Here is a 20,928-nt window from a genome sequence, read left to right as displayed (position 1 = left end):
ATGAATCGTGATGCGGTAGCAAAATGTGTCGAAGAGCTGAAGGAACTGGAGGACCTGCTGATCCAGTGCAGTCGCTGCGGAACCTGTCAGTCGGTCTGTCCGCTGTACAAGAAGGACTGGCAGGAATCTGCGGTTGCCCGCGGCAAGATGTATCTCATTGAGGCTCTCTACGAAGGGAAGCTCGATAAAGCCGAGGAAATCTTCAAATATATCGATTATTGTCTGCTCTGCGGACGCTGTAAAAAGAACTGCCCTTCCGGGGTGGCCACCGATCAGATCTTCCTGAAGGCCAAGGGAATTCTGCGGCAGGTGAAGAAGATGCCGGCGTGGCAGAAATTGGCCCTGAAGATAGCCATGGGCAAGCCCCAGTTCCTGGCGGCCATGAGTCCGCTTTTTCATATCGGTCTGCGTCTGGGAACCCGCAAGGTTGATAACGGAGTCTTCAAGCCCTACGGCCTCTACAGCCCGTTTATCGGCGATATGACCAAGCGGCATGTGGTGGACATGCCGAGCAAGGCCCTGACCAGCCTCTACGGCGGCTTCAATCAGGCGGAAAATGAAAAACACCGGGTCATCTTCTACCCCGGCTGTGCAACCACGCTGATTTACGTGCACTGGGGTGTGGCCATCGTTGAAACCCTGCTCCATTACGGGGTGTCGGTTTATGTTCCGGAGACCAACAAATGCTGCGGGATCCCTTCGGCAACCATGGGCGAAATGGGCATCTATCGCGATCAGGTCAACAGCAATTTCGATTACTTCGATTCGATCAGCGATGCCGACACCGTGTTGATGTGTTGCCCGACCTGTGAATACGGACTGGGCACCATGGGTGAGCAGGAAACCGGCCGTTCCGGCGGTAAAAAGGTCATGGATGTCGTGCTCTATCTGGCCGAGGTGTTGAAAGTCAAATTGCCGGAAAAAATACCATTGGTCGGCGGTTCTTCCCTGCATGTCCCCTGTCATTACAAAACTGGGAAAGAAGGGGTCCTGCGTGACTTCATCCGGGCCAACTTTGACACCGATTTTCAGGAGCTGAAAAACCAGAGCTGCTGCGGGTTCGGCGGGACTTTCTCCATGAAGAATTATGCCCACACCAAGCAGATAGGCAAGTTGAAGGCCGAGGAAATCAAGCAGCGCGGCTTCGCCAACCTGTTCACCGCCTGCCCCGGCTGTGCGATGAACCTGACCGACGCCAACCTGACCGAAGGCAATCGGCTGCAGACCACCCACCCGGTGGTGGAGATTTACGAGCGCTCCATTAAACGGGCGCAAAAGGCCCGGAAAAAAGCTTAGCTGCCGGCAACCGGCCTGCTGAGCCTTCATCTGGCAATAACCATCGGCCGGGTTCGGCGGGGAGGAAACTTCCCGCCGGACCCGGCACTTCTTCTCTCTTCTTTATTCTCCTCATGTCGTGCTCTTGTGCAAGGCGACGACCCTACGGTTTGCCCCTGCTCGGGGGAACAGAAAAAAACGCTCCACTCTGCTAAAATAAACCATCGTGAACGCTTACCAGTGACATTGACGGGGAGGACCTATGGCGGAGACCATGACAGGAGCATGTCTGTGCGGGGCGGTGCAATATCAATTGAATCAGCCGGTCAAGGCGGTGGCCAACTGTCATTGCAATACCTGCAAGAAAATATCCGGGGCGGCGTTTCAGACCGTGGTCATTGTTGACCGCGATGCTTTTGAGATCACGGCCGGAAAAGAGATCCTCAGCAGCTATCAGATGACCGAGAATGCCCGCAAACATTTCTGTCGCAACTGCGGCTCGGCCGTCTATGTCCTGCATAAAAAATTCCCGGCCAGTTGCCTGCTACAGCTCGGCTCCTTGAGCGACCCGACAGCCGTGCAACCAACCATCAACGTTTTCTGCGAAACGATGCTGCCCTGGGTCAAAGATATTACGGCACTTCCCTCCTTCGACCAGCGGCCGGAAAAGGGGAACGCCTAACAGGCTGTTGAAAAACTATCTGCGTTGCAATTACTGCGTTAAAAATAGCCTCAAAATGCTCATTTACTGAATGTAAACTGTGCTTCTTCGGCAATTTTTGCCTTGTACTTACTGCCTCGAAAACGTTTTTCAACACCCTGCTAAGTGGACGCAGGCCTGCCGTTCAGCAGCCGCAGCCACAGTTGTGGCAAACCTTGCGGTGGGCGTCTTCGGGCCGAATGGTTTCCGGGGCAAAGGCCAACCTGCTGACGCCTTTGCGAATGTCGGCAAGCAGCTCACAGTCTGTGCTGGCGCCGATGATGTGCCCCAGGCATGGGGTGCCGCTGCCCGGTTCGGATGAGCGCAGGCGCACGGCATTCAACAGGTCACCGTAGCCACGCACATCGACGCCGGTTTCCGCTTCTCCGGCAAAGCTGACGCCGACCCCGGCCAGCCTGAATTCCGCGTCCAGTTCGGTGGCCAGAGCCGCCAGCTCCTCACTGCAGATGGCGTAGCGCCAAGCGCTGGTAAAGTTTCTGCGATACAGAATAATGGTAATTTCTTTGGTCATCAGTCCTCTCGGGGCAGGAGCTTCAGCTCCGCTCAGTCCGGCACGGCCCCCCGGCCGGAGTCAGGATCATTTGCGTTTGCCCAGGGCCAGACGCGGGAACAGGGTGCGTTTGGTCAGCGCTGGCAGATAGGTTTCATTCACAAAGCGCATATCTTCGATGGTGTAGAATGCGTTCGGGTTATATTTTTTAATAATCGCGAGAATCTTAGCCAGATTTTTCCGCTTGGCGATGGTGAAAATCAGCTTGACCGGGCCTGACTCACCCAGTGCGTCGACGCTGGTGACCCCGTATCCGGCCTGCCAGAGAACATTGACCAGCTCATCCGCCTCTTTGCGGGTGATCACCCGGATCAGCATATTGCCGATGGCAATTCTCTCTTCCAGCGCGACTCCGACGTAGTTTCCGGCTGCAAAACCCAGCGCAAAGGCGACATAGGTCTGCCAGGAGTTGAGGTTCTGCATGACCTGGGTTACGGCCAGCAACCAGATCAACGACTCGAAAAAGCCCAGGATTGCAGCAAAGTTTTTAAGCCCCTTGGAAACGAATATAATCCTCAGGGTGCCGATGGAGACATCGATGATCCGCGCCAGAAAGACCAGCAGCGGAAGTATCAGCAGCGGGAAGTACGGGTTATTGGTCAAAAAAGTCATGATTTTCTGCCTCTTGTCAAAAACAGCGCTTGCTGGAATTGGTCATGCTGTTGTGAAATGTTAACAAAAGGATACAGGTATAAACGGTTTTTTTTTGAATGCAACTGTTTTCTCTGCCACGCTGAATGTCGGGGACCCTTCTTTTCGGTGGCCAGGGGCAAGTGCCACAAGAGCCTGTGAGGCGCGTATCCGTTTGCGAGTTAATGAAGTATTTTTCAGCGGCTTTTTGTTTCCGTACCGGCGCAACTCTGCTATCTTTTCCCCTCACCACGATTGATTGGAAAGAGGTCTATGTCGGAACATCATACCCATCGTTTGCCACCGCAGAACCTGGAAGCGGAAATGTCCGTGCTCGGCGGCGTGTTGCTTGAAAATGAAGCCCTGAGTCGAGCGCTGGAGTTTCTTACTGTCAGCGATTTTTATCGCGAAAGCCATCGTAAAATTTTCGGGGCTCTACTGGCTCTTTCGGAAAAAAATGAGCCCGCCGACTTGGTAACCCTGACCGCGGCCCTCAAGGACCGGGGGGAACTGGACGATGTCGGCGGCAGTACCTATCTGGCGACCCTGGTCGATTATGTCCCTACTGCGGCCAACATCGCCTACTACTGCAAACTGGTCAAGGAAAAGTCGGTTGCACGGAAGTTAATCGAGGTCTCCACGGATATTGCCACCCGGGGGTACGAGGGCGGCGATATGGAAGAAATTCTCGACCATGCGGAGAAATCGATCTTTGAGATCTCCGAAAACCGTATTCGGCCATCCTATTACCCCGTTCGCGACATTCTCAAGGATACCTTCAAGTCGATCGAGAAGCTCTATGAGCGGAAGGAGCTGGTGACCGGGGTGCCGACCGGCTATCACGATATGGATAAAATGACCGCCGGTTTGCAGCCGAGTGACCTGATCATTCTGGCCGGGCGCCCCTCCATGGGGAAGACCGCCTTTGCCCTGAACCTGCTGGAAAATGCCACCACCCACTCAGAAAAGCCGGTGACCGCGGCGATCTTCTCCCTGGAGATGAGCAAGGAACAGCTGGTTCAGCGGCTGCTCTGTTCCATCGCAAGGGTGGATGCCGGTCGCTTGCGGACCGGCCACCTCGGCGAGTCGGACTGGCCAAAATTGACCATGGCTGCGGGGCAGTTGACCGAGGCGCAGATCTTTATTGATGATACCCCGGCCATCACCGTCCTTGAACTGCGCTCCAAGGCCCGGCGCCTGAAGGCTGAACACGGACTGGGGCTGATCATCGTCGACTACCTGCAGTTGATGCGTGGCAGTAATCCGGAAAGTCGGCAGCAGGAAATCTCGGAAATCTCGCGGTCTCTGAAGGCCCTGGCCAAGGAACTGGACCTGCCGGTGGTGGCCTTGTCGCAGTTGAACCGCTCTTTGGAGAGCCGGACCGACAAGCGACCGATGATGGCCGACTTGCGTGAATCCGGTGCTATCGAGCAGGATGCCGACGTGATCATGTTTGTCTATCGTGACGCGGTCTATTGTGATGACTGCAAAAGCCGTGAGAAGACCTGTGATAAAGGGCATGACAAAGATGCCGAAATCATCATCGGCAAACAGCGGAACGGCCCCATCGGCACTGTTCATCTGACCTTCCGCGGTGAATTCACCCGCTTCGAGAACCAGGCGAAACGGGAAGAGGGATACTGAGCCCCCCAAGGGAGCTCAGATTTCAGATCATAAATTTCAAATCCCGCTCCCCACTGGGGGGGGGCGGGTTACTCACCGTTGCCGCGTTTGACCGGGATGTTCAGAGTGGTGATCTTTTTGCGCAGGGTGTTGCGGTTGATGCCGAGAATCTCTGCGGTGCGGACCTGGTTGCCCTTGGCTTTTTTGAGGACGATGTTGATCAGCGGCCGCTCGACCTGATGCAGAACCATCTCGTAGAGATTATTCATTTCCAGCAGGTTCATCTGGACCAGCGAATTTTCCAGCTTCCGTGAAACCAGTGCTTCCAGTGATTCGTCCTGACTCTGGACTTTTTCTTCCGTATTGATCAGCCCGGGAAAGTCGGATGGCGTCAGGACGTGGTTGGGAGAGAGCAGGGCGGCGCGTTTGATGACATTTTCCAACTCCCTGACGTTCCCCGGCCAGTGGTAGGCCTGGAGCATTTTGATCGCTTCCGGACTGCACTCCATGGCATCGATGCCGAGATCCTGTTTGGCGCGCTGCAGAAAGAACTCGGCCAGCATCGGAATGTCGTCCTGTCTTTTTCGTAGCGGTGGCAGGCTGATGGGAACCACGTTCAGGCGATAGTAGAGATCTTCCCGAAATTGCTTCTGCTTGACCAGCTCGGCGATGTCCTGATTGGTGGCTGCAACAATCCGCACATCCACCCTGATCGTCTGGCTACCCCCGGTTCTGGTGATCTCTTTCTCCTGCAACACCCGCAACAGTTTGGCCTGCAGTTCCAGCGGCATATCGCCGATCTCGTCAAGGAACAGGGTACCGCCGTCGGCCTGCTCGAATTTCCCGCTCTTCCGATCCGTTGCCCCGGTAAAGGCCCCGCGTTCGTGACCGAACAGTTCGTTTTCCAGCAGCTCATGGGGGATGGCGGCGCAGTTGATCGCGATAAAGGGTTTGCCGATACGCTTACTGTTGATGTGGATGGCCCTGGCGATCAGTTCCTTGCCGGTGCCGCTTTCGCCGGTGACCAGCACGGTTACATCCGATTCTGCAACCCGCCCCAGGGTCTTGTAAACTTCCTGCATCAGTTGGCTGTTGCCGATAATGGAGCGGCCGAAGCTGAATTGCCCCTGCAGTTCTTCCTTGAGCTGATCAATCTGCTCAGTGACTTCCGCGGCTTTTTCCGCCTTGAGAATGATCGCATCGAGAGCAGCCAGGTCGAAAGGTTTGGTCAGGTAGTCATAGGCCCCGTTCTTCATGGCAGTCACCGCATGCTCCATGGTGGCTTCAGCGGTCATGATGATTACCAGGGTGTCCGGATGTTCGATACGAAACTGTTTGAGCAGGTCAAGCCCCTGAATGCCCGGCATTTTGATGTCGAGGACCGCGAGGTCGTAATGATGCCGCCGGGCCATGTTGCGGGCCTGCGCCCCATCTTCCGCCAGATCGACGGAAAAGCCCTGTTTTTTAAGAGCTTTGGACAGGACCCAGCGAATGCTTTCTTCGTCATCGGCAACCAGGATGCGTTCTATTGCCATGTAGTTTTCCTCTTTCAGCAGATGTCGCAAGCAAGCACCGGCTGCGCATTTCGCAGGCGGGCAACCAGTGGCGACCGGATTCCCATGATCATCCGGTTGTTGACCAAGTTCTTACGAACGATTATTGAACAGGGGTAAGGAGATATTTACGGTCGTGCCGCCTTCAGGGCGTTTTTCGAAATGCATCAATCCGCCGTGATTGGTGACAATCTTCTGGCAAATCGGCAAACCGAGACCGTTTCCTCCGGTTTTAGTCGTATAAAACGGGGTGAAAATTTGTTCCAGTTCCTCCTGGCCGATTCCGGGTCCCTGATCGCTGATGCTGATGAGAACCATCGGGGTCGGCCTTGAGCCGGGGAGAGATAGATGATATTCAGCATCAATGCGGCTTTCAAGTAAAATTTCCGTATTGTCGGGGGTAGCCTCGCAAGCATTTTTCAGCAGGTTCAGGAACAGTCGGGTGAGCAGGTCCGGGTCTCCGGGAATTTCCGGGATGCTGGGGTCAAGCTGCCATTTGAATTGAATCCCGCGCTCGCGGACCGAATTCTTCTGCAGGGTCACGATTTCATCAAGCAGCCTGCTGACATTGACCGATTGGAAGCAGGCCTTGCGCGGTTTCGCCAGGTCGAGGAGCTCTTCGATGATCCGGTTGATCCGCTCCGTTTCGCGGACGATCAGGCTGGTATATTCATGGAGGTCATTGGTCTGTCCCAGTTCCATTTGCAGCAGTTGGGCAGACCCCTTGATACCGCCGAGGGGATTTTTGATTTCGTGGGCCAGACCGGCGGCCATGGTACCGACCATGGTCAGGCGATCGGCGTGGCGCACGGCGTCCTCCAGGGATTTGACCTGGGTCAGATCATGCATGATCAGCACGGCCCCCTGCTGCGGTCCCGGGGTCGAAAAAATAGGTGACACGGTGACACTGACCGGCCGCGCCCGCCGGGTTCCGGTCGGCTTCAGGGTCACTGTTTCGTGGTCGGAAATGGACCGTCCTTCATCAAGCGCCTTGCGGGTCAGATAACAGAGGGTTTCCTGCCAGTCAAAACATTCGAAAAAAGATTTGCCCAGGCTGGTTTTTTCGGAGCGGCCCGTGAAACTCTGCGCCGCCGGATTAAACAGGTTGATGACTCCGTTCTGGTCAACGGCGATGACGGCATCGTCGATATTCTCCAGAATCATCAGGTATTCTTTCTGGGTCAGTTTTTTTGCTTTGTTCATGCCGCTTCTTCAGTCTGGGTGAAAAACGCTTCGGTGAGTCTGATCACATTGGTCAGACAGTCACACTGTTGCAGTTCCTTGCGAAATTGGCTGGCGCCCTGCAGTCCGCGGGCATACCAACACAGATGCTTGCGCATGTCGAGAACGGTTTTCCGGTCGCCGAACAGGTCCTGATGATACTGCAGGTGCAACAGGGCCACCCGGAGTTTCTCGGTGACGCCCGGCTGCAGCACCGGCTGGTTGGCCAGCAGCTGATTGATCTGCTCGATCAACCAGGGGTTTCCGTAACCGCCCCGGCCGATCATCACCGCGTCGCAACCGGTTTCGGAGAACATCTTTCGGGCCTCTTCCGGGGTGGTGATGTCGCCACTTCCAAACACCGGTATACTGACCGTTTTTTTCAGCTCGCCAATTAACTCCCAATGGGCCTGCCCGGTAAAGGCCTGGCTGCGGGTTCTGGGGTGCAGGGTCAAGGCATCCGCACCTTCCGCTTCGGCGATGCGGCCGATCGTCAAAAAATTGATGGATTCTTCGTCCCAGCCGGAACGAATTTTTATGGTCAGGGGGCCGGAGTAGGCCCGGCGAACCGTACCGATGATCCTTTTAACCCGCTCCGGAGACCTTAACAGGGCACTTCCGGCGCCACTGCGGATAACTTTTTTGACCGGGCAGCCCATGTTGATATCGAGCAGGGCTCCGGCATCGGCAATCAGCTGCGCCGCTTCGCCAAGAACCTCGGGATCGTCCCCGAACAGCTGAATTCCTAACGGAAATTCACTTGCATGAGACTCTAGTAACTGCCTGGTTTTCTTGCCTTCCCGGATCATGCCGTTGGCGCTCACCATCTCCGTATAGACCAATCCTGCTCCGAAAGATTTCATAATTCTACGGTAGGGGAGATTGCTGATTCCTGCCATAGGAGCTAAAATAACCGGACTGGTTAACTTTAATGATTTTATCTGGAGAGACTTTTTTTGCATAATATTTAGGCATCTTATCAGTATCTTGCTGAAGAGCAAGGAAAAAATGGCGTTATCGGGCCTGTTTTATTCCCCTGGCTGAGTTTTTCTTCTGGGATATTGTATACAATTTACAGCTTGACAAACAGGGGCTCGAGTTGCTAGAACGATATTTGGAAATTTAAGAGAAGGAAGGTTTTTAAGGATCGTTTTTCCCCTATTTCTTACTATCCCGGCACTGTTTGCAGGGATGAAAATAAAATGACGTTCGGGCGGGCGCTTTTTGTTTTTATCATTTCCTGTATTGCTGCAACATTTACCGGTGTTGCAGGTTTTTCATTTCGGCTCGACAGGGCCAATGACTGTGTCAACACCCATTTTAAAGGAGAGAGATTATGTCGTCATTAAAAAAAGTACTGGCTCAAAAGATTGCTGAACATCGCCCTCGTACGATGAAGCTGGTCAAGGAATATTCCGATGTCAGTCTCGGCGAGGTTACGGTTGGTCAGGCCATCGGCGGCGCCCGCGGCATCAAGTGCCTGGTGACCGATATCTCCTATCTGGATCCTTTTGAGGGGATTCGTTTCCGTGGCAAAACGATTCCGGAAACCTTTGCGGCCCTGCCCAAGGTGCCGGGGAGCGATTATCCCTATGTCGAGGGCTTCTGGTGGATGCTGTTGACCGGCGATGTGCCGACCATGGAGCAGACTCTTGAGGTCGTCGAGGACTGGAAAAAACGCTCTCAGGTTCCGGCCTATGTCATCGATGTGCTGCGTGCCATGCCGCGCGACTCTCACCCCATGGCCATGTTCTCCTCCGCAATTCTGGCTATGCAGCGGGATTCGGTGTTCTCCCACACCTATTCCTCAGGTAAATTCAACAAAATGACCTGCTGGGAAGATATGTTTGAAGATGCCAGCAACCTGATGGCAAAGTTGCCTTCCATCGGTGCTTACATCTACCGGATGAAGTACAAAGGCGACACCCATATTCCGGCTGACCCGGATCTGGATTTGGGCGGCAACTTCGCCCGGATGATGGGCATCGACAAGCCGTATGACGATGTCGCGCGGATGTATTTCATCATCCACTCCGACCATGAGTCCGGCAATGTGTCGGCCCATGCCACGCACCTTGTCGCTTCCGCCCTGTCGGATGCCTACTATGCCTACAGCGCCGGGATCAACGGTCTGGCTGGTCCGTTACACGGTCTGGCCAACGAAGAAGTGTTGCGCTGGACCCAGAATTTCATGTTCCATCTGGGTGGAGAGGTTCCGACCGAGGAGAAGTTGAAAGAAGCGCTCTGGGCGACCCTGAACAGCGGGCAGGTTATTCCGGGTTACGGGCATGCCGTGCTGCGCAAAACCGACCCGCGGTATACTTCGCAACGCGAATTCTGCCTCAAGACTCCGGGGTTGAAAGATTACCCGCTGTTCAAGTTGATCAGCATGATTTTCGATGTTGCTCCGGGTGTCCTGCAGGAACATGGTAAAGCCAAGAACCCCTGGCCGAACGTCGATGCTCAGTCCGGTGTTATCCAGTGGTATTACGGGGTGACCCAATATGAATTTTACACCGTCCTGTTCGGTATCGGCCGCGCCCTTGGCTGCTTGGCCAATATTACCTGGGACCGCGCACTCGGTTATGGTATCGAGCGGCCGAAGTCGGTGACGACAGCCATGCTGGAAGACGCTGTCGGGATCAAATGATGGCAATCTTTTGAAGTTACTGTTTTCTGTTGTTGCTAATGGGGAGGTCCTTTGGGCCTCCCTTTTTTTATTCCTTGGCTGTTGATTTTCCCTTAACCCGGATATAATCTTGAAAGAATTTTCATCTTAATCTGTTTTCAGGAGTAAAAAAATGAAACGTGATCCATTGCTGTTAGTTGTCGTGCTGTTTCTTGTCGTCGGTCTGAGCGGCTGTGCTACCAATACGACTCATGAAAATACTAAGAAAGGTGCCGGCATCGGCGCTCTGGTCGGGGCTCTCTCCGGGGCCATTATCGGCTACCAGAACGATCATTCCGGCGGCGCGTTGCGCGGGGCTCTGATCGGCGGTGCCGCCGGTGGCGCTCTTGGTGCCGGGGCTGGCGCTTATATGGACAAGCAACAGACCGAGTTTGAACAGCAACTGTCCACCGAACAGGCCCAGCATCAGATTGAAATCGAGCGCCAGCAGAATGAAATCCTCAAGCTGACCATGAGCAGTGAGGTCTCATTCGACTTCAACTCGGCCAGCCTGAAGCCGACATTTTACTCATCCCTGAATAAAATTGCCGATATCATGGCCCGTTATCCGCAGACCCAGATCCTGGTGGTCGGCCATACCGACAGTGTCGGTTCCGAACAGTATAATCTCGACCTGTCGCTGCGTCGGGCCAATGCGGTCGCTAACTATCTGATCAGCCATGGTGTGGCACAACAGCGGATGGGGACCGAAGGTCACGGTGAAATGGAGCCGATCGCCAGTAATGATACCGCGGATGGACGAGCCCGGAACCGCCGAGTGGAAATCTTCGTGGTCCCGAATAAAAATGCCGGAGCCAATTAATCGGCAGACTTGCTGGTTATCCGAAACTGATGCTTCAAGAGAGAGCCCTCGCGCGGGGCTCTTTCTTTTTCCAGCAGGCTGACCTGGCCGTCCCGGTCGATAAGGAGCAGGCAGGAGCTGCGGGTTCCGTAATTGGGCGTGTGGATAAACGCTGGGGATAGCTGACGCTCCAATTCCAGGCTGATGCCGGTGGCGGGGAGCTGGTGGTCCGGCGCGATGTCCCGGTCCTCAAGGATGGCCAGCAGCTTTGCAGGGTCTGGCTCCGGGTTGCGGAGCGTTTCGGCAAGGCGTTTTTTGCCTTTGGCGACCTTTGGCCAGGGCGTATCCAGGGTCGCGTTGCTAAGCCCGTGAATTCCGGCCTGCAGGGGAGTGACGGTGCCGGTAGCATTGGAATAATGCTGCAGCTGAGTGTAATGGCCGAAGAGGAGATTGTAACCACGATAGGCGGTTCGGGATTCCTGCAACCGGGTGACGAAACGGAGAGTGGAGAGTTGTTGATCCAGAAACAGCAGGGGGAGCTCGCCACGGCTGCGGAAATTTCCGGTCGGTGGAGTGCCTGAGCGGACATTGGTCAGGGCGGCGAAGTCGCCACTGCGGGTGATGCCGAGCCAGGTGCCGCCACCTTCAAGATCTTTGCCGGCGAGCAGCGCTGGGCGGTCAGGCCACCAGTGGACCGGTTGCGTCGGACGGCTGTAGGCTTCGTCACGATTGGCCGCCACCACCAGCGGATAGCGCGGGTGGGCTTTGTAGGCAAATAGAATCAGGCACATGCAGTTAACGGAGAAGGTCTGATGCCGAGCCTATTGCACATCGAAACGGGCGCGGCTGCCGGGTTATTTTTTCTCTTTCTCTTTGCGGGTGGCATAAATCAGCAGTTTCTGGTCGGTGTAGCTTTCCACTTCGCCGGCAAAAGATTCGATCTGGAAAAAATCGTGGACTTTAGGTGGGGCATCCATGAAATATTTGTTCAGTTCCTGAACCCGGGCACGGTTGAGTCCGGCGGTTTTGACCCATTCCTGAAAATCATGGGTTTTCGAGATGATGATGGTTTCCTGCAGGATCAATTCTGCATCTTCGACCATTTGCCGCCATTCCTGCTCGCTGTAGGCCCTGATATGGGTCGGGTTGCGCATTTTTTCCATGGTCTGGAAAAAATCGGCAATTTCGGGATCGGCAGGCATCAGGGTATCGATGATCGCCATTCGACCGCCACGCCGGAGCACCCGATGGAACTCACGCAAGGCCCTGGGGACATCCGGAAAGTGATGGGGGGCGATGCGACAGGTGAGCAGGGTAAAAGAACCGGCCGGGAAGGGCAGGTCTTCGGCGTCGGCCTCGCGAAAGATAACGTTGTCGACGCGACCTTCTTCCGCAATGTGTTCCTGCGCCTTCTTCAGCATCTGCATGGTCAGGTCCGATGCGACCACCTGCCTGACCAAGGGGGCGAAAAATAGCGCCATGTGACCACCGGCACAGGCAACGTCCAGCAAGTTGTCGTCGTGGGTCGGCTTGAGCAGCCTGGCCGCCTCTTCCAGGTCTTTGCCACCTGAAAAATGTGTTGCTTCGACATAGGCGGCGGCAGTCTTACCGAACTGTTCGCGGACCTGGTTTTTAAACTTGCTATCCATGCAAACTCCTCAAGAGATTTTGCGGGTAGTATACATTTAAAAATAAAAGTTTTGGCAATTTTTTACCTTTACAGTATTTTTGTCTGTTACCGCGAAAGTCAAGAGGCGATCGAAAAAAAGCTGCCGATGCCCAGCTTGGAGCGGATCAGGATCCTGGTCAGGGACCAGCCTCATTCCGTAGTGAGAAGGATGCGGTGCGCCTGGCCAAAGATGCTACTATAGCATTTCTGTTACTCTGAGGGTTGCGATTGCAAAATTGGCGATCCTCAAATTCAAGGAGAATGTATGGACGGATACCGGGTTGGCCCGGAGACGGAACGAATGCTGGAATTGGGCCATCCGTGGATTATTGCGGATCGTTACACCAAGGGCTGGACAAAAGGCGCAAGCGGAGACCTAGTGCTGTTGCAGAACCAGGCCGGCAAGCCTTTGGCAACGGCTCTGCTCGACCCCGGCGACCGGATCATTGCCCGGGTGCTGGCGCGTGGCCAGGTCAAGCTGTCAGCCCATTGGTTTGAGGAGAAATTTCTCGCGGCAAAGGCTCTGCGGGAACACGCCCAACTGACGGAAACCGATGTTTACCGGCTGGTCAACGGCGAAGGCGACGGTCTGCCCGGATTGACCGTCGACCGCTACGGCGACTATCTGATGCTGCAGCTCTATACCGGCGCCTGGGATCGTTATCGGGAGCTGATAACGTCGGCGTTGGTTAAGGTTTTTACCCCGCGCGGGATCTACCGTAAGCTGCGGCCGCAGGAAACCCGTGCCCTGGAGGCCAAGGCAAACAGTAAGAAATACAGCAGCCTGTGCTGGGGAGCAGCGGCCCCGGTGCCGTTGATCGTGCAGGAGCACGGCATTTCCTATCTGGTTGATCTGAGCGAAGGGCTGAACACCGGCATCTTCCCGGACCAGCGCAGAAATCGTCTTGAGCTCATGCCGCGGGTTGTCGGCAAGCGGGTGCTGAACCTGTTCGCGTTTACCGGGGCTTTTTCGGTCGCGGCTGCGGCGGCCGGCGCCGCTGCGGTCACCAGTGTCGACGTCTCTGCGAAATATCTCGGCATTGCCGAGGATAATTTCAAACTCAACAAGCTGGCCAGCGGTCGACATCGCTTTATTGTCGCCGATGTTTTCGCCGAGTTGGCGAAAATGCAGGCAAGCGGAACCCGGTTCGATGTTATTCTATTTGATCCGCCTTCATTCTCTACCACCCGAAAGAGCCGCTTTTCCACCCAGGGCGGGACGGCGAAATTGGTGGCGGCAACCTTGCCCCTTTTGGAACCCGGCGGTCTGCTGGTGAGTTCGTCAAACCATCAGAAGGTGTCTATCGAAGATTATCTGAAGGAACTGCGCCGGGGTGCTTTACAAAGCCATGACGAGCTGCGGACGATTTTTGTCGGCGGACAGCCGGAGGATTTTCCCTGTCCGGTGACGTTCCCGGAAGGGCGTTATCTCAAATTCGTGATCAATGTCAAAGGGCTTTGAGGAGAAAACGGATGCCGCTGAACAACTGACCGGTGGTGATCTTGGCGACAGGGTGAGCATGGTAAAAAAGCGGAAAGTTCAGTTGCATAACCGGATCAGACCGGTCTGGCTGGTGCTGGCGGGCCTGCTGGTGGCTGCCGTTATTGTCTGGCGGGTTTCAACCTGGGCCTATGGTGAAGCGCTGGATTCCTTTGTCAAAACCGGTGAGGAACGGCTGACCCTTTATTCCAGTACCTTGCGGGCCGCACTGAGCCGCTATGCCTATCTCCCCTATGTCCTCTCCCATAACCGGGCGGTGCGCTCGCTGCTGGCCGGTTCCGGGGCCGTGGACGGGGTGGATTACTATCTGGAATCGCTGAACAGGGAAGCGGGTTCGGAAGCTCTTTACGTCATGGATATCGACGGAGATACTCTGGCGGCCAGCAATTGGCGGGACGAGCACACCTACGCTGGGCAGAATTACGGTTTCCGCCCCTATTTTCTGGACGCCAAAGCCGGCCGCAGGGGGTGGTATTTCGGCATCGGGGCAACCACCGGGCAGCCCGGGTATTTCATGTCCCATCCCGTCTTTGAGGACTCCGAATTCCTCGGCGCGGTGATCGTCAAGGTTGACCTGGCCCCGTTGCAGGATGACTGGCACCAGGGAGGGGAGACCGTGCTGGTCAGCGATTCCAACGGCGTCCTCTTTTTGTCCAGCCGGGCGGACTGGCGCTACCGTACCCTGACGCCCCTTGGGCAGGAACAGATCGCGGCCATCCAGGCCGGCAAGCAATACGGCAACCAGGCGTTGGATCTGCTCGATCTGAAACCGCTTCAGACTCTGGCGCAAGGGAAGAAGATCGTTCGCTATCAGGGCGAAAAGTATCTGATGCTGTCACGGCCATTGCCGGATCAGGGCTGGCAGATTCACCACCTGTTGCCCCTGGCGGCTGTCGACGAACGGGAAAAATCGGTGGCCGTCATCGGTTCGGTTTTGGCGCTGCTGTTTTTGGCTTTCGGCATGTATGTCCGCGAGCGCCGGCAAAAGCAGATTTCCCGGCGCAAGGCCCAGGAAGCCGAAGCGGTCCGCGAAATGAACCTGCGGCTGCAGGATGAAGTGGCCGAGCGGATCCGGACCGAAAAAGCTTTGCGTGCGGCCCAGGATGAACTGGTGCAAACCGGAAAGCTGGCGGCTCTTGGCCATATGGCGGCAGGGATTGTCCACGAGTTGAACCAACCGATTGCCGCCATTCGGACCCACGCGGCCAGTTGTCGGTTGCTGCTGGAGCGGCACAATACCGAACAGGTCCGGGATACCCTGGTTTCGATGTCCAGAATCACCGATCATATGGCGTCGATAACCGCCCAGCTGAAAATTTTCGCCCATAAGGCACCCAAGCGGAAGGAACAGGTGGTGTTGCAGGATTGCCTTGATGAGGTGCTGGGCATCACCGGGCCGTTGCTGACGGCCAACGGCATCAAGCTCCATTGCGAGCTTCCTGAAAGTCCGCTGGTGCTGGCCGGGGAACGCGCCAAGATCAAGCAGGTGCTGGTCAACCTGATCGGCAATGCCGTTGATGCGATGCTGGAATGTCCGGAAAAAAATCTCTGGATCAAAGTGACTGCGGACAATATCGATGTGGAACTTACCATCCGCGACAGCGGCCCCGGAATTGCAAAGGAGCATATTGAAGAAATTTTTACGCCGTTTTTTACCACCAAGGATGTCGGAGAAGGGCTGGGGCTCGGTTTGTCGATTTCCTACCGCATCGTTTCTGATCTTGGCGGGACAATCCGGGCTCAGAATCTGGTTGAAGGCGGCGCACGGTTTGTGGTCCGGCTGCCGAGAAGGAATCTTTAAAAGATGAGTACAGAAGATAAAAAAATTATTTTTCTCGTCGATGACGACGCCGATATGCGGGCGGCCACCGGCCAGTGGCTGGAACTTTCCGGCTATACGATTAAAAGTTTTCCTGAGGCCCAGGCTGCCCTTCAGCAGCTGACGGAAGCTTTTCCCGGGGTGGTGGTGAGCGATGTTCGGATGCCGCGGATGGACGGGATGGCTTTATTGGGCCGGATCACGGCCCTTGATCCGGACATCCCGGTGGTTCTGGTGACTGCCCATGGCGATGTGCAAATGGCGGTGGATGCCATGCGCCAGGGTGCCTATGATTTCATAGAGAAGCCTTTTGAGCCGGAACAATTGCTTGATGTCGTGGAGCGGGCTTGTGAAAAGCGTCGGCTGGTTATGGAAAACCGTGAATTACGCCGCAAGTTGTCGAACGATGGCGGCATTGAGCGAAAATTGATCGGTAACAGCGCCCCGATGCGGCGGCTTCGCGAAGAGATTCTCGATATCGCGGAGACCGACGCACCAGTCCTTATTCTGGGGGAGACCGGCACCGGTAAAGAGATCGTGGCGCGCTGTCTGCACGATTTCGGGGCTCGCAAGGACGGCCGTTTTGTCGCGGTCAACTGCGGTGCGGTTCCGGAGACGGTTTTTGAATCCGAGTTGTTCGGTCACGAAAAAGGGGCTTTTACCGGCGCTGACCAGCGCCGCATCGGGCGCTTCGAGTATGCCCAGGGCGGGACACTGTTCCTGGATGAGATCGGCAGCATGCCGCTGCCCCTCCAGGTCAAGGTCCTGCGGGCGCTGCAGGAGAAGGAAATTGTGCGGATCGGCAGTAACGAGGCACACACCCTTGACCTGCGGCTGATCAGCGCGGCCAACACGGATTTGCTGGAAGACTGTGCCGCCGGTCGGTTTCGGGAGGATCTCTACTATCGGATCAACGTGGTCGAACTGCGCGTTCCGCCCCTGCGCGAGCGCAGTGAGGATATCCCGCTGCTGTTCGACTATTTCGCCGCTCGAGCCGCCGAAGATTATCACCGGCCGCAGGTGTCCCTGCAGCTGGCCGATATCGGACCGGTGATGAGTCATGAGTGGCCGGGCAATGTCCGCGAGCTAAAGAATATCGCCGAGCGCTTTGTGCTCTCATCCTTGCCCCTGGAACAACGGCTCAGCAGCATCATGCATCATCCCCAGCGCAATGCGGACGAATGTGCGGGCGGATCGTTGCAGGATCGCTTGCGTTGCCATGAACGGATGTTGCTTGAACAGGCTTTGATCCGGTTTCGGGGTGATGTCCAGGCGGTCATGGATGAATTGGATATTCCCCGCCGGACTTTGAATGAAAAAATGTCGCGGCACGGCCTGGACCGAAGGAGTTATCGCTAAAACCAATCGGCAAGATCTTGCCGATTGGCGCAAATTTGTCGGCAAGATCTTGCCGAAATATCCTGCTTTTCTTTTTAAAACTCCGTTTTTTCAGCCTTTCAAAGATGGCACGTCCTTTGAAGATGCATTCCAACGGGATCATTCTCAACGGGGAGTTCTTGATTGACGTCACTGCCATGAGCCTGAGCCGATCCGCTCCGGCTCTATCGTCTAACCCCGCCTCGATCCGTTTTCCAAAATCTTAGTTAGATGAATGCTCCGGCCGGGCGGCTGTCATCGGATAACCGTCGTTGCTCCTGCCGGGATCTTTAGGATGCTTTTGGCCGCACGTTTGACGCGTGCATAACCTCTCTGGGAGCTCTGCGGTTGCCATTCCGGTATTGCCGGGTTGAATCGTATTCTTCCGGTACGCTCACTTAAGGAGAAAAAGTATGAAGCGTTTCCTGTCTGCAATCTTTATCACCCTGCTGCTGGTCCCATCGCTGTCTTTTGCCGCGAATTATCGTTTCGTTTCGGGTCCGCAGGGCGGCAACTGGTTCGTGCTGGGTGGGGCGATCAGTTCGTATTTCAGTAAAGCCGGCATGAACACCTCCAGCTCAACGGGCGGCGGAGTCTCCAACGTCATGAACGTCGATCGCGGTAAAGCTGATCTCGGCTTTACGGTCGGTTCGCTGTTGGGCGCAGCAACCAAAGGGAAAGGCGTTTTCAAAAAGCCGATCAGCAATGCCGTTGTGCTGTCGAACCTCTATCCCCAGATCACCTATTTCATCGCCCGTAAAGATTTTGTGAAAGAGAATAATATCAAAACCCTGAAGGATGCCTTGGCTGTCAAATCGCTGCGGATCGCCAGCCTGAAGCCCGGCACCTCTTCCGAATTCGTGGTCAGCTCCCTGCTGGATCTCGGTTACGGAATGGATTGGAAATCGATCAAAGAAGGCGGCGGCCAGGTTCAGTTTGCCTCTTACTCTGACGGTGCCGGTCTGATCTCTGATAATCATATCGATATGTTTGCCTTTTCGGTCGGCAAGATCGCTTCCATTATCATGAATATCGAAAGCCAGACTGATATCGTGATCCTGCCGGTTGACGATAACGCTTTGCAGGCCCTCAGTGATGCCTATGGGACCGGAACCCACTACATTGAACCCGGTATCTACAAAAGTGTGACCTCCAACATCCCGACTGTCGGCGATTACACAGTTTGTATCGTCCGCAAAGACATGCCTGACGATGTCGTCAAGAAAATGGCTGCCACCCTGTTGGAAAACAAAGACAACCTGGCAACCACCATCAAAGATTTCGAAGCCTTCAATGCGACCAGCGCAGTTGCCAAAAAACTGCCGATGCACCCCGCTGCAAAAGCATTTTTCGAAGCTCAACAGTAATCAAGACTGCGCAATATCTCGGGATCACGCACAGAGTTGGGCGTGATCCCGGTTTTCCCCTGAGTAAGGAGCTCCTGCATGAGGGAATTTAATAATAAAACACTGAACATCCTGCTTGGCCTGTGGTTGGTTCTCGGCGTTTGTTTTCACCTGTATACGGCAGCGTTCGGGGTTCTCGAAGCCTGGATGCAACGTATGGTCCACTTGTCCTGGGTTTTCCCGATTGCTTTTATCTATTGGCCGTTCAGCAACAAATCGCCCAAGGATAGGGTTCCTTTTTACGACTATATTCTCGCATTTATCTCCATCCTGCCCGGTGCCTACGGCATCTGGAATTCCGATCTGATCCTGTTTCGCATCGACCAGGTCGACCCGGTGACCAATGCCCAGTTGATTCTGGGGATTGTCCTGGTGCTCTGCCTGATCGAGGCGACCCGCCGCCTGCTCGGCTGGCCGCTGACCATCATCAGTTCCTTTTTTGCCTTTTACATGGTGTTCGGCGCCTATTTCCCGGGGATCATGCGCGGTGAGGATTTCTCGTTGCGGGAGGTTATTGAATCCCTGTTTTTGACCCAGGACGGCATTTTTTCCATGCCCTTGGGGGTTTCCGCGACCTACGTGGTGATTTTCCTGATCTTCGGAGCCTTTCTCGAAGTCAGCGGGGTCGGTCCCTGGTTTATGGAGTTCTCATCGCGGGTGGCCGGTAAATCCATCGGCGGTCCGGCCAAAATCGCCGTGGTCAGCTCTTGTCTGTTCGGGTCCATTTCCGGCTCGGCCGTGGCCAATGTTTATTCGACCGGGAACTTCACCATTCCGATGATGAAGCGGACCGGTTTCGCGCCGGTGCTGGCTGGCGGGATCGAGACCATGGCGTCCACCGGCGGGCAGTTGATGCCGCCGCTGATGGGGGCCGGGGCCTTTGTCATGTCCGCCTATCTCGGGGTAGAGTTCAAGGTGATCATGGTTGCCGCGCTGCTGCCGGCGCTGCTCTATTACGGGACCGCGCTGCTGATGATCCACTATGTGGCCAAGCGGGATGGTTTTGTCGGCCTGAAAGAGGCGGATTTGCCGCGCTGGTCCCATGTGCTGCAGCGCAGTTTTCTGCTGCTGCCGATTCTGGTGCTGGTGGTCGCCTTGCTGATGGGGAAAACCCCGATGCTGGCCGGCCTGGTCGGCATTATCCTGGCCTGGGGCGTGTCTCTGTTCAATCGTGGTTACCGGATGGGACCCAAACGTCTGGTTGAAGCCTTGATCATGGCCGGGAAATCCGTACCCGTCATCGCCATTGCCTGCGCCTCAGCCGGGATCGTTATCGGTTCCATCGCCCTGACCGGGATCGGCTTCAAGATCGGGGCGCTGATTTCGACCCTGTCCGGGGATTCGACCTTCATGGCATTGTTCCTGATCGCCTTGCTGGCGGTTATCTTCGGCATGGGGCTGCCAACGACTTCGGCCTATATCATCGCCGCGGCTCTGGGGGTCAGCAGCTTGACCAAGCTCGGTTTTGCCCCTTTGAACGCGCACCTGTTTGTGTTCTATTTCGCGGTGCTGTCCAACATGACTCCGCCGGTGGCGTTGGCGTCCTTTGCGGCGGGAACGATTGCCGGAGACAGTCCCATGAAGATTGCTGTGACCGCGATGCGTATCGGTGTGGTTGCGTTTATCGTCCCCTTTGCGTTTGCTTATGATTCGGCGTTGCTGCTGCAGGGAACCTGGCTGGAGACCGTGGGGGTCATTGTTTCTGCCACGGTGGCCGGCTACCTGTTATCGGTCGGCTTTGCCGGTTTCTTCCAATCCAAACTGGCCACCTGGAGTCGTGCGCTGATCATCGCCACCGGAGTGCTCTGTTTCTTCCCGCACTGGCCTTACCGGCTGGTTGGCCTGGCGATCGGGATTGGTGTGCTGGTCCTTCTGCAATTTAAAGAGGCGGCCTTTAAAAAGACCCTGCCGGTGCAGAACTGAGCCCCTCTTCGGTACCGTTGCCGGTCTGAGTTTATTTTCCTGCCTGTGTCTGAGGCAGAACCATTCATTGCTAATGATCCGCAGAAGACTGCCCGCTTCTGCGGATTTTTTTTCCTCGCTAAGTGGCCAAGCCTACAAGGAATGGTGGCCTCGGGGCTTGAATAATCGGTCTCTGATCGTATATTCTGCG

General features: G+C 55.5%; 17 protein-coding genes. 10 read left to right on the top strand and 7 right to left on the bottom strand.

The annotated features are described in order from the left end of the window. Both N909_RS0101070 and N909_RS0101065 read left to right on the top strand, forming a co-directional pair. On the top strand, nt 1-1,296 hold the full coding sequence (locus N909_RS0101070) for a (Fe-S)-binding protein (protein ID WP_029910042.1): 1,296 nt from the start codon (nt 1-3) through the stop codon (nt 1,294-1,296). 241 nt (nt 1,297-1,537) lie between these two features. Then, on the top strand, nt 1,538-1,957 hold the full coding sequence (locus tag N909_RS0101065) for a GFA family protein (RefSeq protein ID WP_051689423.1): 420 nt from the start codon (nt 1,538-1,540) through the stop codon (nt 1,955-1,957). 163 nt (nt 1,958-2,120) lie between these two features. Here N909_RS0101065 and N909_RS0101060 read toward each other — a convergent pair whose 3' ends face one another. Both N909_RS0101060 and N909_RS0101055 read right to left on the bottom strand, forming a co-directional pair. Next, a complete protein-coding gene (locus N909_RS0101060) occupies nt 2,121-2,507 on the bottom strand; it encodes a hypothetical protein (RefSeq protein WP_029910038.1) in 387 nt (128 codons plus the stop codon). 66 nt (nt 2,508-2,573) lie between these two features. Continuing rightward, a complete protein-coding gene (locus tag N909_RS0101055; RefSeq protein ID WP_029910036.1) occupies nt 2,574-3,158 on the bottom strand; it encodes a DUF2179 domain-containing protein in 585 nt (194 codons plus the stop codon). Nucleotides 3,159-3,449: 291 nt separating this feature from the next. On the opposite strand from N909_RS0101055, the gene dnaB reads away from it, so the two are divergent. Beyond that, entirely contained in the window at nt 3,450-4,820 is a 1,371-nt protein-coding gene (gene dnaB / locus N909_RS0101050; protein ID WP_029910034.1) for a replicative DNA helicase, read from the top strand. Between the two features lie 68 nt (nt 4,821-4,888). Here dnaB and ntrC read toward each other — a convergent pair whose 3' ends face one another. From ntrC to dusB, 3 genes are all read right to left on the bottom strand, one after another. Further along, nucleotides 4,889-6,334, bottom strand: coding sequence for a nitrogen regulation protein NR(I) (gene ntrC / locus N909_RS0101045; RefSeq protein ID WP_029910032.1), 1,446 nt, complete (start codon nt 6,332-6,334; stop codon nt 4,889-4,891). Nucleotides 6,335-6,445: 111 nt separating this feature from the next. Beyond that, the gene (locus tag N909_RS0101040) at nt 6,446-7,555 is read right to left on the bottom strand and encodes a two-component system sensor histidine kinase NtrB (RefSeq protein ID WP_029910030.1); all 1,110 of its coding nucleotides are present in this window, start codon (nt 7,553-7,555) and stop codon (nt 6,446-6,448) included. Then, nucleotides 7,552-8,535, bottom strand: a complete 984-nt coding sequence (gene dusB / locus N909_RS0101035) for a tRNA dihydrouridine synthase DusB (RefSeq protein WP_029910028.1) — start codon at nt 8,533-8,535, stop codon at nt 7,552-7,554. Before dusB ends, N909_RS0101040 begins: the two co-directional genes overlap by 4 nt. 374 nt (nt 8,536-8,909) lie before the next feature. Between dusB and N909_RS0101030 the strand changes: the two genes are divergently transcribed. Both N909_RS0101030 and N909_RS0101025 read left to right on the top strand, forming a co-directional pair. After that, nucleotides 8,910-10,223, top strand: a complete 1,314-nt coding sequence (locus tag N909_RS0101030; protein ID WP_029910026.1) for a citrate (Si)-synthase — start codon at nt 8,910-8,912, stop codon at nt 10,221-10,223. A 151-nt stretch (nt 10,224-10,374) separates the two neighbouring features. Then, nucleotides 10,375-11,064, top strand: a complete 690-nt coding sequence (locus N909_RS0101025) for a YiaD family glycine zipper/OmpA-like lipoprotein (protein WP_029910024.1) — start codon at nt 10,375-10,377, stop codon at nt 11,062-11,064. Here N909_RS0101025 and N909_RS0101020 read toward each other — a convergent pair. Together N909_RS0101020 and N909_RS0101015 are read right to left on the bottom strand one after the other, a co-directional pair. Further along, complete coding sequence (locus N909_RS0101020; protein ID WP_029910023.1) at nt 11,061-11,834, bottom strand: NRDE family protein; 774 nt, start codon at nt 11,832-11,834, stop codon at nt 11,061-11,063. The two genes, N909_RS0101025 and N909_RS0101020, sit on opposite strands and share 4 nt — an antisense overlap. Before the next feature lie 63 nt (nt 11,835-11,897). Next, complete coding sequence (locus N909_RS0101015) at nt 11,898-12,692, bottom strand: class I SAM-dependent methyltransferase (protein ID WP_029910021.1); 795 nt, start codon at nt 12,690-12,692, stop codon at nt 11,898-11,900. Nucleotides 12,693-12,977: 285 nt separating this feature from the next. Between N909_RS0101015 and N909_RS0101010 the strand changes: the two genes are divergently transcribed. The 5 genes from N909_RS0101010 (at nt 12,978) to N909_RS0100985 (ending at nt 20,738) form a co-directional block, all read left to right on the top strand. After that, complete coding sequence (locus tag N909_RS0101010) at nt 12,978-14,174, top strand: class I SAM-dependent rRNA methyltransferase (RefSeq protein WP_029910019.1); 1,197 nt, start codon at nt 12,978-12,980, stop codon at nt 14,172-14,174. Continuing rightward, the gene (locus N909_RS0101005; protein WP_051689422.1) at nt 14,158-16,014 is read left to right on the top strand and encodes a sensor histidine kinase; all 1,857 of its coding nucleotides are present in this window, start codon (nt 14,158-14,160) and stop codon (nt 16,012-16,014) included. The genes N909_RS0101010 and N909_RS0101005 overlap by 17 nt, the downstream gene beginning before the upstream one ends. Before the next feature lie 3 nt (nt 16,015-16,017). Then, complete coding sequence (locus N909_RS0101000; protein WP_029910015.1) at nt 16,018-17,391, top strand: sigma-54-dependent transcriptional regulator; 1,374 nt, start codon at nt 16,018-16,020, stop codon at nt 17,389-17,391. A 431-nt stretch (nt 17,392-17,822) separates the two neighbouring features. Next, nucleotides 17,823-18,776, top strand: a complete 954-nt coding sequence (locus N909_RS0100990; protein WP_029910011.1) for a TAXI family TRAP transporter solute-binding subunit — start codon at nt 17,823-17,825, stop codon at nt 18,774-18,776. A gap of 78 nt (nt 18,777-18,854) precedes the next feature. Continuing rightward, complete coding sequence (locus N909_RS0100985) at nt 18,855-20,738, top strand: TRAP transporter permease (RefSeq protein ID WP_051689421.1); 1,884 nt, start codon at nt 18,855-18,857, stop codon at nt 20,736-20,738. Nucleotides 20,739-20,928: the final 190 nt, after the last annotated feature.

This window comes from Pelobacter seleniigenes DSM 18267 (assembly GCF_000711225.1).
Classification (GTDB): domain Bacteria; phylum Desulfobacterota; class Desulfuromonadia; order Desulfuromonadales; family Geopsychrobacteraceae; genus Seleniibacterium; species Seleniibacterium seleniigenes.
The sequence above is the reverse complement of the archived record's forward strand: the minus strand, read 5'-3'. Positions and strand labels throughout refer to the sequence as shown.